General features: G+C 60.3%; 11 protein-coding genes. 8 read left to right on the top strand and 3 right to left on the bottom strand.

What is annotated here, in order from left to right; all coding sequences use genetic code 11:
• Positions 1–6: 6 nt before the first annotated feature.
• A complete protein-coding gene (locus KUV52_RS09725; RefSeq protein WP_222525745.1) occupies positions 7–498 on the bottom strand; it encodes a cytochrome P460 family protein in 492 nt (163 codons plus the stop codon).
• Between the two features lie 339 nt (positions 499–837).
• On the opposite strand from KUV52_RS09725, the gene KUV52_RS09720 reads away from it, so the two are divergent.
• The 5 genes from KUV52_RS09720 to KUV52_RS09700 all read left to right on the top strand — a co-directional run bounded on the left by KUV52_RS09720 (position 838) and on the right by KUV52_RS09700 (position 7,614).
• Positions 838–2,541, top strand: coding sequence for a DUF4856 domain-containing protein (locus KUV52_RS09720; protein ID WP_222525744.1), 1,704 nt, complete (start codon positions 838–840; stop codon positions 2,539–2,541).
• Positions 2,542–2,619: 78 nt separating this feature from the next.
• Positions 2,620–3,873, top strand: coding sequence for an imelysin family protein (locus KUV52_RS09715; RefSeq protein WP_222525743.1), 1,254 nt, complete (start codon positions 2,620–2,622; stop codon positions 3,871–3,873).
• The gene (locus KUV52_RS09710; protein ID WP_222525742.1) at positions 3,873–6,104 is read left to right on the top strand and encodes a TonB-dependent receptor family protein; all 2,232 of its coding nucleotides are present in this window, start codon (positions 3,873–3,875) and stop codon (positions 6,102–6,104) included. Before KUV52_RS09715 ends, KUV52_RS09710 begins: the two co-directional genes overlap by 1 nt.
• Before the next feature lie 56 nt (positions 6,105–6,160).
• The gene (locus KUV52_RS09705; protein ID WP_222525741.1) at positions 6,161–7,150 is read left to right on the top strand and encodes a sterol desaturase family protein; all 990 of its coding nucleotides are present in this window, start codon (positions 6,161–6,163) and stop codon (positions 7,148–7,150) included.
• Positions 7,151–7,242: 92 nt separating this feature from the next.
• Positions 7,243–7,614, top strand: a complete 372-nt coding sequence (locus KUV52_RS09700) for a DUF2750 domain-containing protein (RefSeq protein WP_222525740.1) — start codon at positions 7,243–7,245, stop codon at positions 7,612–7,614.
• Between the two features lie 67 nt (positions 7,615–7,681).
• On the opposite strand, the gene KUV52_RS09695 is transcribed toward KUV52_RS09700, so the two are convergent.
• Positions 7,682–8,980: an inosine/guanosine kinase gene (locus tag KUV52_RS09695; protein ID WP_222525739.1), complete on the bottom strand. Its 1,299-nt coding sequence runs from the start codon at positions 8,978–8,980 to the stop codon at positions 7,682–7,684.
• 184 nt (positions 8,981–9,164) lie between these two features.
• Positions 9,165–10,466, bottom strand: a complete 1,302-nt coding sequence (locus KUV52_RS09690) for an inosine/guanosine kinase (protein ID WP_222525738.1) — start codon at positions 10,464–10,466, stop codon at positions 9,165–9,167.
• A gap of 287 nt (positions 10,467–10,753) precedes the next feature.
• Between KUV52_RS09690 and pxpB the strand changes: the two genes are divergently transcribed.
• Genes pxpB through KUV52_RS09675 form a run of 3 tightly spaced genes read left to right on the top strand, consistent with a single transcriptional unit; the run spans position 10,754 to position 13,178 of the window.
• Positions 10,754–11,452, top strand: coding sequence for a 5-oxoprolinase subunit PxpB (gene pxpB / locus KUV52_RS09685; RefSeq protein WP_222525737.1), 699 nt, complete (start codon positions 10,754–10,756; stop codon positions 11,450–11,452).
• Positions 11,449–12,426 (top strand): biotin-dependent carboxyltransferase family protein, encoded by a 978-nt coding sequence (locus KUV52_RS09680; RefSeq protein WP_222525736.1) that lies wholly within the window; start codon positions 11,449–11,451, stop codon positions 12,424–12,426. The genes pxpB and KUV52_RS09680 overlap by 4 nt, the downstream gene beginning before the upstream one ends.
• The gene (locus KUV52_RS09675; protein ID WP_222525735.1) at positions 12,411–13,178 is read left to right on the top strand and encodes a 5-oxoprolinase subunit PxpA; all 768 of its coding nucleotides are present in this window, start codon (positions 12,411–12,413) and stop codon (positions 13,176–13,178) included. The genes KUV52_RS09680 and KUV52_RS09675 overlap by 16 nt, the downstream gene beginning before the upstream one ends.
• Positions 13,179–13,238: the final 60 nt, after the last annotated feature.

Below are 13,238 nucleotides of genomic sequence, written 5' to 3'. Positions count from 1 at the left end.
CTCAAATCAGCGCGGCAGAAGGGCCGGTTCCGTAAATACCCAGTCACGCTGTTTAACCGGTGTGTGGCAGGCGATGCATTCCCCCTCGCCCTTGCCATAGGGTTGCAGCTCTGCACCAACCCAGCGGCCCCAACGCCACCCGGTTTCGCCCGCACCCTCGACCCGAGCCATAAACTCAGCGTGAACAAACTGCCCCGGGCCGATGGCCGCGGGCCAGTCCGCCAGCGCCTCGGCTTTCCAGACCACCTTGCCCAGCATCGCCCCGTCTGGCCAGGGCTGCGTCTCGCCACGACGTGCAGCCGCAATCGCGATCTCATTACCCAGGATCACTCTCACGGTTCCGTTATCGGTTCGGTGGGACACCGCCAGCGTTGACCAATCCTGCCACCCCTCCGGATAGCTGAGACCATTTGACGGCTCAGCCGCCATACCGCTGCTCAGCACGAACAGACTCAACACGGCGCCGAACATCACCCTCTGACTCCAGGTAAACCGCATACAAAACTCCACTCTTATGACGTCGATACCAAAGCGTAGCCCCTTAAAGCGGGAAAGAAGTGGCTCCCATCTCACCGATTTAATTGATGTAGGTCACGTTTGAGGCATATAAAACCGGCAAAAACTTCAGGGGAAAAACTGCGCACGATGAATGGCATTTCACCCACATTTCTCCGACGTTAACCGCCAGTTAACAGCCGTGTCGATATTTGACCACAGCCGAGGAATGAACATTATTTAGCCGTGCGATTGCAAATGATATTGATTCTTGTTTGGTTTCATCTAACATTTGTGCCCAGCTTGTTACCGAATCGTTTGGGACACTTTGGGAAATTGACCATGGAACTGAAAAAGACGCTGATCGCCACCGCCATCCTCTCCACCATGCTGACCGCTTGTGGAGGCGGTTCGGGCTCCTCCCCCGCTCCGAGCAACAGCGCCCCAACAGACATCACCCTTTCCAACACCCTCATTGATGAGAACAGTCAGGGCGCCACCATCGGCCAACTGAGTGCCACCGATGCCGACGCTGGCGATAGCTTCACCTTCAGCACCGACGATGAGCGCTTCGTTATCAACGGGGACACTCTGGCCCTGGCGGAAGGTGTGGCACTGAACTTTGAAGCGGCCAATACCGTCGACGTGGTGGTTTCCGTTACCGACAGCGCCGACAACCGCTTCAGCAAAACCCTCACCATTGACGTCAACGACCTGCTGGACACCTACACCTTCACCAGCCGTTTTGGTGATGGCTCCAGCGTCAGCTACAGCGGTCAGACCGCCCGCCACGTGCTGATTGCGGAACTGAACGACTACATCGGCAACCACCTCGAAGCCGATCTGGAAAATGGCACCCTCACCAGCAAAGCGGATGTGATCGCTAAGCTGAAAAGCTTCTATGTGATGACCGCTGAGGAGTATGACCTCACCGCCGAAAACATCATGGTGGACTTTATTGACGGTGCCGAGCAGGCCTCCCTTGCCGACATCTCCTCCTCCCACAAGGATCTGTCCGGCAAGATCGCCGGTAACGACCCGACGGGTCAGCATAAAGACTGGAACAACGGGGAGTTTGCCGGCTGGGGTACCAAGGGTTCCACCACCCCCGAGGCGCTGGTGTACACCTACTTCGACATGCTGGGTGACCACGCTCAGGCCTACCTGGACGGCGGCATCCGTCAGGACCTCAATGGCAACGACATCACCAGCATCTACCTGACCACCGACGGTCGTGACCTGAAGCAACTGATCCAGAAGTTCCTGCTGATGGCCGTTGCCTACTCTCAGGGTGCCGATGACTACCTCGACGCCGACCTGGATGGTAAGGGACTGAACTCCGACAACGTCGCCAACAAGGATGACAAGGGCTACACCAGCCTGGAACACACCTACGACGAGGGCTTTGGTTACTTCGGTGCCGCCCGGGATTACCTGGAATACAGCGTCGAGGAGTTGGCAGGTAAGGGTGGCCGAGACGATTGGCAGGGCAAGCACGATACCGATGGCAACGGCAAAATCGACCTGCTGAGCGAGTACAACTTCGGCCAGTCCATCAATGCCGCCAAGCGTGATTATGCCGCGACCGTTGCCACCAGCATGACCACCGACTCCATTACTGCCTTCCTGAACGGCCGCCAGATCATCGCCGATGCCGAAGGTGCCCTGACTACGGAGCAACTGGATGCCCTCAAAGCTCAGGTGAAGATCGCCGTAGACAGCTGGGAGATGGCCATCGTGGCCACCGTGGTGCACTACATCAACGACACCCACGCTGATCTGGCCAAGCTGGCCGATAACAGCGCCGAGTTCAGCTACAGCGACCTGGCTAAGCACTGGTCCGAAATGAAGGGCTTTGCCCTGGGCCTGCAGTTCAACCCCAACAAGGCGCTGTCCGACGCGCAGTTTGAGCAACTGCACACCCTGATGGGCGACCTGCCGGTGCTGACCGGTGACGTTGAAGGCTACCAGGCCAGCCTGCTGGAAGCCCGCGGCATCCTGGCTGAAGCCTACAGCATCAACGCGGACAACGCGGCCAACTGGTAAGGGTAACGGCCCTCCGATGAGTGAAAAAGCTTGGGTCTTCCGGACCCAGGCTTTTGTTGCAAGAAAAGGAATGTGAGCATGCACAACAACTCAAACCCCATCGGCGCGACCCCACTGCGTCTTGCGACCGCGCTGGCCGTCAGTCTGGCTCTGGCGGGTTGTGGTGAGAGCACCAGCGCCACCCCAGGCCCTGATTACGGCGGCGGCAGCGGTGGCGGTGAGCCGACCCTGCCGGACACCTTCGACCAGGCGGCCCTGGTGGCCAACCTGGCGGACAATGTCATCGCCCCCACCTACGCCGAATTTGCGGCTCAGGCCGGGCAACTGAACAACCAGATCGCAGCCTACTGTGACGCCCTGACGGCACAGCAGGAGCCCAACTCGGCACTGGAAACCGCGCGCACCGGCTGGCAAAACACCATGACCCGCTGGCAGTACGCCGAGGTGATGCAGATTGGGCCGCTGAAGCTGAATAACAGCAACCTGCGCAATAAGATCTACTCCTGGCCGGTAGTCAGCCGCTGTGCCGTAGATCAGGACGTGGCCTACTTTGAAGCGGGCAACGTCAATGGCACGCCCTACGACATCACCCTTCGCACCGAAACCCGCAAAGGGCTGGACGCGCTGGAGTACCTGCTGTTTAACGAAAACCTTGATCACAGCTGCTCTGGCACCACCGCACCGGCAGGCTGGAACGATCGACCCGAAGCGGAGCGAGCCCTGGCCCGTTGCCACTTTGCCGCAGAGGTAAGCGCCGATCTGTCCCGCAACGCTGACGCTCTGGTCAGCCAGTGGGCGGAGTATGCCCCGATCCTGAAAAATGCCGGCCAGCCCGGCAGTGACTTCGCCGACATTCATGATGCGGTAAACGACCTTTCCGACGCACTCTTCTACGTGGATTCCGTCACCAAAGACGGCAAGCTGGATACCCCGTATCAACAGTTTGCAGGCGCCTGTAACACTCCGGAGTGCGAAGCGGTACTGGAGTCACCGCTGAGCGCGCACTCCATCGCCAATATCGAAGCCAACCTGCGCGCCCTGAAGGCGATGTTCGCTGGCCAGTTAGGCGAGGAAGCGGGCACCGGTTTCGACGACTACCTGATTGAAGTGGGCAGCAGCGAGTTGGCGGGGCAGATGGCCGCCGACATCGATACGGCCATCGCCACCACCGCCGGTTACGAGCAGAGTCTGGCCCAAACCCTGACGGAACAGCCGGACCAGGTGCAACAGACCCACGCCGAAGTCAAAGCGATCACCGACAAGATGAAGGTGGATTTCATCAGTGCCCTGGCGCTGGAGCTGCCCTCAACCTCTGCCGGAGATAACGACTGATGCTGACCTTTAAACACCGCCAGCCCAGTCTGCTGGCCGCCAGCATCGCCCTGGCTCTGAGTGCGCCCGCCCTTGCCGCCGAGCCGGAGGAGAATCCGAGCCCGGTTCGCTATGACGAAACCCTTCAGATCATCGGTCACCAGGACCGGCTCCGTACCGAGGCCGGTTCCGCCACCCTGCTGGACGAGATGCAGCTGGAGAAGTTCAAGTACGACGACATCGAGCGGATCCTGGCGCAGGTGCCCGGCGTCAACATCCGCTCCGAGGATGGCTTTGGCCTGCGCCCCAATATCGGGTTTCGTGGCGTCACGCCGGAGCGGAGTAAGAAGATCACTCTGATGGAGGATGGGGTGTTGATCGCCCCCGCGCCCTACTCCGCCTCTGCGGCCTACTACTTCCCACTGATGGCCAAAATCACCTCTGTGGAGGTGTTTAAGGGTCCGGCCGCCATTCAGTACGGCCCCTATACGGTGGCCGGTGCGCTGAACATGACCACCCGGGCGGTGCCGGAGTTCCGCGAGGGTCAGATTGATCTGGCCGGGGGCAGCGATGGCTACCTCAAGGCCCACGGTTACTACGGTGACACCATTGGCGACATCGGCTTCCTGCTGGACGCCGTGCATGTACAGAGCGATGGCTTCAAGGAGTTGGATGGGGGCGGCGACACCGGCTTTGATAAGAACGAAGTGATGGCCAAGCTGCGCTACAACCTGGATACCGAGCGTTTCTCCCAGGTGTTTGAGCTGAAGATGGTGTACGCCAACGAGGACTCCAATGAGACCTACCTGGGCCTGACCGACGCCGACTTCGCCGAAAACCCCAACCGCCGTTACGCCGCCAGCGCCGACGACAAGATGACCTGGGACCACACCCAGTTCCAGTTCAACCACTTTATCGCCGGGGATAACTTCGATCTGACCACCCGGGTGTACCGCAATGACTTTGAGCGGGCCTGGCGCAAGCTCAATGGTTTTGCCAGTCAGAATAACCCGGCAACGGATCGGGATCTCTCCACCATCCTTCAGAACCCGGACGACGGCATCAACGCCATCTACTACGACGTTCTGACCGGCGCCAAGGACAGTGAGCAGGCGTTCGAAACCCTGGTATTGGGCACCAATGACCGGGAGTACTACGCCCAGGGGATCCAGACTGATCTGCGCTACGCCTTCGAGCTGTTCTCCCTGAACCACAACCTCCATGCCGGGGTGCGTTACCACGAGGACGAGATCCACCGTAATCACACCGAAGACCACGTACTGATGCAATCTGGTCAGTTGGTGGAAACCGGTGATCCCACGGTAACCGCAACCCTGAATACCGAGAAGACCGAAGCCTGGTCCCTCTATCTTCAGGACACCCTCGTTTGGGACAAGCTTGAAGTCACCCTGGGGGTGCGCGGCGAATTTCTGGACCAGTTCTACCAGAACGACAAGCCCGGCTCGGAAGGAGACTATCTGCGTAAGGAAACCAATATCTGGTTGCCCGGCGCCAGCGTGTTCTACCGCCTGAGTGACGACTGGGGCGTGTTCGCCGGTGTTCATGAGGGCTTTGTGCCCACCAGCCCTCAGCAGAACCCCGCCATTGAGAGCGAAACCAGCGTCAACTACGAGCTGGGAACCCGCTTCAGTAACGGCAACACCCAGCTGGAAACCGTGGCCTTCTTCAATGACTTCGACAACCTGAAAGAGAGCTGCACCTTCTCCGCTTCCGCCTCCTGTTCCGAAACCATCGATCAGGAGTACAACGGCGGTGAAGTCAACGTCTACGGGCTGGAGTTCAGCGCCTCCCACACCCTTCGGGGTGGCGGCTTCGACTGGCCCCTGACCCTGGTGTACACCTACACCGACTCCGAGTTCCAGAGCGACTTTGAGTCGGACTTCACCATGTGGGGCGACATCAGCAAAGGGGACAAACTGCCCTACCTGCCGGAGCATCAGGCCACTCTTGGTCTGGGCATCGCTGGCAATCAGTGGGAAGCCAATCTGCTGGTGCGCTACCAGAGTGAGATGCTGGAAGCCTCCGGGGAAGGGGTCACCCTCAGTGGCGTGAAAACCGAAGCCTTTACCACCCTCGATCTGGCCGCCAGCTATGACCTGGGTGATTGGGGTGAGGTGTATGGCAAGGTCGATAACCTGCTCGATGAGGAGGAGATCGTCAGCCGTCGTCCCTACGGCGCACGCCCCAATAAGCCGCAGCAGTTTGTGGTCGGCTACCGTCTGGGCTTCTGAGCCCTGCCAGGGGCGTCCAATCGGGCGCCCCGTTATCTCGACATCCGGAGACACCCATGACGTTCTGGGAAACCCTCACCGACAACCTGCTGACGCAAAACCTGATGGATCTGGCTGGCTACCTCACTGACGCCAATAAGCGGATCTACTGGGTCTATCTGCTGGGTGCACTGGGTCTGGCGCTGCCCGTATTCTGGACCAGTGGCGCCCGCAGAACTTTGGCAGGATTGGGGGCATTTCTGTTTCCCAAGGCGATCTACCGTCACCCCTCGGTGCGTCATGACCTGGGACTTTGGGTGATCAACCGGCTGATTCGGGTCGGCCTTCTGGCGCCAGCCATCCTCACCATGGTGCCGGTCGCACTGGGTACCACCGAGCTGTTGGAGTGGGCTTTTGGACCGCTCACTCACCTGGACCTTTCCGCAACGACGGTCGCCGCACTGTTCACCCTGATGCTGTTTCTGGTGGATGACTTCACCCGCTTCTTTCTGCACTGGCTGCTGCACCGGGTACCGTTGCTCTGGGATTTCCACAAGGTCCACCACAGCGCCGAAGTGCTGACGCCAATGACCATCTACCGCAGCCATCCGGTAGAGAGCTACCTCTATGCCTGCCGCATGGCGCTGACACAGGGGTTTGTGGTGGGGCTGGGCTATTACCTGTTTGGTCCGGTGCTGACCATGCAGGAGATCCTCGGCGCCAACGTCTTTGTGTTTCTCTTTAACGTCATGGGATCCAACCTGCGGCACAGCCACATCTGGGTCAGTTGGGGGGATAAGCTGGAAAACTGGTTTATCAGCCCGGCTCAGCATCAGGTGCACCACAGTGCCGAACGCCGCCACTGGGACACCAATATGGGTTCCGCCCTGGCGATCTGGGATCGGATGTGGGGCACACTGGTCAAAGCCTCTGATGCGGGTGAATTTTCTTTGGGGGCGGGTGGAGAGGTTCGTGGCCACGATACTTTGATCGGTCTCTATATCACCCCGTTTAAGGACGCGTTTTCTCGATTAAAGCCCCGTCGCCAGAAAGCCGAATCCAACTGAGTAGCAGCCCGAGGGCGCAATACTCGCAGGGATTGCGTGGGCCCGGAGGCAAAGGCTGGTATACTGCCGCCAGATTTTTTAGGAGCCATCCCATGTCTGACGCATTAACCCAAGAGCAGATCAACGCGTTTTACAGCCTCGACAGCCAGGGTCGTTACGACCATCTGGTTGAGGCCGCCAAGGCCAACCAAGCGCTGTACACTCTGGCCGACGATCAAGGCTGTGTCCTGATCAATACCGGCAAAGAGCAGTGTCTGCTGCTGTGGCACCACCCCATTCTGGTGGAGAACTGGATCAAAGACGATTACGCCAACTGCCACGCTATGACCATCAACCTGGCCGACTTTGTAGAGAAGTGGGCTCCGGGCATGACCAAAGACGGTTTCGAAGTGGGCGTCGCCCCCAGCCTGGCCGGTGAAGCCATCGTGGTCAGCGCCGAAGAGTTGGCTGCGGATCTGGCTTAACCAACCAGCCATTGTCCAAATCAAAAAAGCCCCGCCATCTGGCGGGGCTTTTTCTGTTTATCGAAGCTTAACGCTCCCAGTAGGCCTCTTCCAGGCTGTCTTCCCGCTCCGGCAAGGCACGGGACAGGCGGGGGCTGTGCTGAATCAGCACTTCGTAGCTCACCCGGTTGGCGTACTTGCAGATTTGGGAGAAGGAGGAGTAGCACAATGCCTCATAGGCGTGCTTGCTGGAGGCCGGCACATTAAGCCTGTGGTAACGGTTGGCCGCCATATCGTGCAGCAGCGCCGCCAGTGCGCCGTCACCCGCGCCATTGGTGTTGAGGATAGCCAGTGGCCCACCCAGATAGGGCGCGATGTGGGAGTAGATTTTGACCGGCTCAACACAATCTTCCCGGCGCATGGGGCGGGAGAACTCATACTGGTTAAAACCGGGGATACTGCCGTTCCGCAGTTCATACTCGGTTTCCCGCAGCTGAACTCGGTCACTGTAGCCAGCGGTGTAGAGTCCTTCGGGCCCTACGGTGCAGAGCACCAAATCGCACCACTCCAATGCGGCTTCGCAGGCTTTGATGGGGTCGCGCTCGCCGGTCAGGGCTTCCGCCTCCTCCTCATTCATTGCCAGCACGGTTACGTGCTCAGCAATAAACTCGCGCCAGAACTGCGGGTCCTGCTCAATCAGGAAGCGGGTACCCAGAGTCAGCACCACCGGCACCTTGTTGGCCTTGGCCTCCGCCATCGCCACCAGCGCCGCCTGATCGATGTTGTCCCCTTCGCCGGAACGCATCAGGTAGGAAGCGAACACCAGGGCACCCGCTTCACGGATCAGGTCCGGACGGATGGCACTGGGCTCCAGCTTGTCCATCGCGCCTTTGGAGATGGCAAAGCTGCGCTCCCCGCAGGGGGTGATCAGGGTAAAGCAGCGACCAATGGGGCCATCCACCGGTTGCAGGTAGCTGACGTCCACCTTGGAGGAGGTGTTGGCGAGGTATTTGTAGGCGTAGGAGCCGATCTCAATCTGACGCTCCATGACTGCAAACAGCACGGCACGCTCATTGGAGAGAGTGGCAAAGTTGTGCAGGGTGTTGCCGATGGTGCCGCCCGCGTGCTCCTCAACAATCAGGTCACGCTCTTTGAGCTCCCGATAGAGGGCATTGGCTGCATCGTCGTTGATCAGCACCGAGTTCCCTTTCACCAGACTGTGCCGGGTGATCAGTTCCTCATCAACCCGGGCTTCTATGTCCACCAGGGTCTGGGCGATGCCACAGATGTGCGTGCGCTTGGGCTGGATTTGGGGTTCCAGCGTTTCGGGGTCCCGGGCTTCCACCGGGAAATAGTGCTTTTGATTGCGTTGACCGGGAAATTTCATCTCAGGTTCCGCGTACCACGCCCTTCAGGCTTCATTATTGTCGCGCTGACAGGGCCCGCCACAGGTGGGGGCAAAAAACAGGCGGGCGAGTCTAACACCGGGACGACACCATTGCCACCGGGATCCACCCGAAAAAGAAACGGGAAGGGTCTCCCCTTCCCGTCTCCGGTACTGGTCAGGCGAATTAACGCTCCCAGTAGGCCTCTTCCAGGCTGTCTTCCCGCTCAGGCAGACCACGGGAGAGACGCGGGCTGTACTGCGCCAGCACCTCGTAGCTTACGCGGTTGGCGTACTTACAGATCTGGGCAAAAGAGGAGTAGCACAAGCCCGCGATGCGGTGCTTGCTGGACTGCGGCAGATTCAGCTTGTGGTACTCGTTCGCCGCCATATCGTGCAGCAGAGCCGACAGTGCGCCATCACCGGCACCGTTGGTGTTGCTGATCTTCTCCGGACCACCCATAAACGGCGCAATGTGGGAGTACACCTTCATCGGCTTCTCGCACTGGGCACGGGTCATCGGACGGGAGAACTCGTACTGGTTAAACTCCGGGATCGCACCGGGCAGCAGCATATGGCTGGTTTCCCGTTTGCTGTCCTCTTCAGTCCAACCCGCCATGTAGAGGCCGCTGGGGCCCGCGGTGCAGAGAATCAGCTCACACCACTCCAGGGCCTGGTCACAGGCCAGCAGCGGATCAGCATGACCGGTCAGGGCTTCCGCTTCCTCTTCGTTCATCGCCAGCACAGTCACGTGCTCGGCAATGAAATCACGCCAGAACTGCGGATCCTGCTCAATCAGGAAACGGGTACCCAGAGTCAGAACCACCGGCACGTCCGCTTCGTGGGCGTAGCGGATGGCGGTCATGGCCGCTTCGGTGATCGGGTCATCGCCAGCGCGCATCAGGTAGGCGGTCAGCACCAGAGCGGAACCGGTTTTCACCAGGTTCTCGTCGATATACTCCGGCGTCAGTTTGTCCATGCACCCTTTGGAGATGGCGAAGGTACGCTCTCCGCATTCGGTGACCAGGGTAAAGCAGCGACCGATTGCACCGTCCACCGGTTGCAGTTGGTTCAGGTCCACCCGGGAGGAGGTGTTGCACAGGTAACGGTAGGCGTAGGAACCGATCTGAATGTTGCGGCTCATCACACCAAACATCACGGAGCGGGAGTCCGCCAGAGTGGAGTAGTTGTGCAGGGTATTGCCGATGGTGCCGCCGGCAAACTCTTCGGTGATCAGCGCTTGCTCCTGCAGTTCCTCGTAGAGGGCGTGCGCGGCGGCGTCATCGATCAGCATGGAGTTGCCTTTTTTCAGGCCGTGACGAGCGATGAATTCCTCGTCCACGTGGGCTTCAATGTCCACCAGGGTCTGGTCGATGCCCGTGACGTGGGTGTGACGTGGTTGAATGACCGGGTTCAGCTCATTAGTGAGCGGATCCCGAGACTCGACGGGGAAATAGTGCTTGGATTTGCGTTGACCGGGGAATTTCATCGCTGGGATCACTTCAGCTTGGGTTACAACTTCCCTGCTATTGTAGCGCCACCACCCTATCAAGGGCACGCTTCCTGCGGTGGGCCAGTAAAGACCGGCCCTTAACACCCCGATTGGCCCAGGATGCTGGCGTGCCGGACGCCATTTGGCGCGCGATTCTACCACAAAGTCGCCAACCCGCCACCGCCGAACTGAAATCGCTGGTGGTTGTGAGTGTCCCCTCACATCGCCTGTTGCCCCGACATAGGGTAGAGTGAGCTAAGGTGTTCTTTCTTCAGGAGAGGATGGTGGCTAAGGACTCCCCCCGTTTTCAACTGCACTCACTGGGTGACAGCGCCCTGCTGATCACCGCCTTACCGACCGACGATGTGGATTGGGTTTTCCTCGGGGAGTGTTTGCGGGCCCGACCCGAGTACCTCGACGCCGTCCCCGCCTACCACAGCCTGACCCTTCACCTGGCCAGCGAAGTCACCGAGCCGGAAGCCACGGTAACCTCCGCTCTGGAACAGGCCCTCACCGCCCTGGATAAAAAAGAAAAGCGAGCCGAGCCAAACCGCTCTGCCCCGGTAGAACTGCCGGTCTGCTACCACCCCAGCCTGGCCCCGGACCTGGAAGCGGTGGCCCGCCACACCGGCCTCACCACCGAAGAAGTGATACGACGCCATACGGCGCCACTCTACCAGGTGCGCTTTCTGGGATTCGCCCCGGGTTTCCCATTCCTCACCGGACTCGACCCCAGCCTCGCCACCCCTCGACACCGTACTCCCCGTATTCAGGTGGAAGCTGGCTCGGTCGGGATTGCGGGTGAACAGACCGGGATCTACCCCAATGCCAGCCCCGGTGGCTGGCAGTTGATTGGGCGCTGCCCGCTGCCGTTGGTGGATTTTGATCAACGTCCGCCTACCCGCCTTCAGCCTGGTGACTCGCTGCGTTTTGTTCCCATCACGCTGGCACAGTTTGAGCAACTCGCCCGGGAGGCGCCATGACCGCTACCGTATTGAGCAGCGGCGTACTGACCACGGTGCAGGACCTTGGCCGAAGTGGCTACCGACACCTCGGCTTACCAGCGGCTGGAGCGGTGGACCCACTGGCAGCAGCCATTGCCAACCTGCTGTTGGCTCAACACACCAACAGCGCGGTGCTGGAGTACACCCTGGTGGGGCCGACGCTTCAGTTTGACTTTCCCACGGTGGTGGCACTGACCGGCGGAGTGGTCAATGCGCGCCTGGATGGCACCCCAGTGCCGATGCACCAGCCCGTAGCGATCCCCGCCCGCGCGAAGCTGGCGATAGGCCCGCTGCAATCCGGTTGTAGAGGGTATCTGGCCATTAAAGGGGGGTGGCAAGTCGCGCCACAGTTGGGCAGTGTCTCCACCCTTATCTGCGCCGGGCTGGGCGGCCTGCAGGGACGACGGATCAGACGCGGGGATGCCCTGCCCTACCCGCGCTTTCGAGGAGCCGTCCCCAAAGGAATCGCCGCCCGGGTGCCCCGCAACAACCGCTCCCGCACGGCGCCAGCCCCGATCAAGGTCATAGCCGGCCCGGAAGCGGACGGGTTTCGTGGTGGGCTCTCCGCCCTGTGCGAACGGGTTTATCGACTGAGTGCCGACTCTGATCGCATGGGATGCCGACTGGTGGGGCCGGCACTGGAACCGGTAAGCACCAGAGAGCCAATCACCGATGGCGTCGTGCCCGGCACCGTTCAAGTACCGCCGGATGGCCAACCCATCGTCTTGATGGCAGACAGCCAGCCGACGGGAGGCTACCCCAGGATGGCGGTGGTCGCTTCGGTGGATCTGCCCAAGCTGGCCCAGGCCCGACCCGGTGACCCCCTGAGCTTTGTCGAGGTCTCGCTTGAGTCGGCACGTCAGGAGAAACACCACCGTCAGATCGCCCTGAACCGGTTGGCCATCGCCTTCGCTCATCAGTGGCAGGAGCCTGTACCATGCGCATGGATCTGAACTGCGACCTGGGTGAGTTGACCGGACCGGCTAATCAGGACGCCGAGTTAATGCCACTGATCAGCTCCGCCAACATCGCTTGTGGCGCCCATGCGGGCGATGAGGACACCATGCGTCGTACCGTGGCACTGGCGCTGTCACATCAGGTCGCGATCGGAGCCCATCCCGGTTACGCCGATCCGGACCACTTCGGTCGCCGTCCCATGCAACTGTCGGACGACGAATTAGAAGCGCTGCTGCGCTCCCAACTGATACGACTGGATGCCATTACACGCGACTTGGGCGGCACCCTGCACCATGTCAAACCGCACGGTGCCCTCTACAATCAGGCCTCATCCGATCCAACACTCGCGACGCTCATCGCAGCAACGGTCAAGACCTTCAATCCCGTGCTGGTGTTGGTGGGGGCGGCCGGTGGCGCCCTGATCGATGCCGGTCAAAGGGCCGGGCTCGCCGTTGCCCGGGAGGGCTTTGCAGACCGCCGCTACCAGGCGGATGGCTTACTGGTGCCCCGCTCCCATCCCCACGCCGTACTGGAGAGTGACGAAGAAGCCCTGCAACAGGCGAAAGCGTTGGTGACCGGCCAATCGATTCAGAGTGTTGAGGGCCAGCCGATAACGCTAACGATCGACACTCTCTGTCTGCATGGCGACGGCCCCCACGCCCTCAGCTTTGCCCGCCGTATCCGAGCCTGGATGAACAGCCAGGGGATCGCGCCCACTCCACCGGCGCCGCACTCAGCCACAAAGTGATCGCTTACCCCCTTTCCCCCTTGGTAACCGGATAATCGCGCAACACGCCCGACGCCGTAA

Source organism: Ferrimonas balearica, assembly GCF_019802055.1.
Taxonomy (GTDB): domain Bacteria; phylum Pseudomonadota; class Gammaproteobacteria; order Enterobacterales; family Shewanellaceae; genus Ferrimonas; species Ferrimonas balearica_A.
This window is presented reverse-complemented; position numbering and strand designations above follow the sequence as displayed.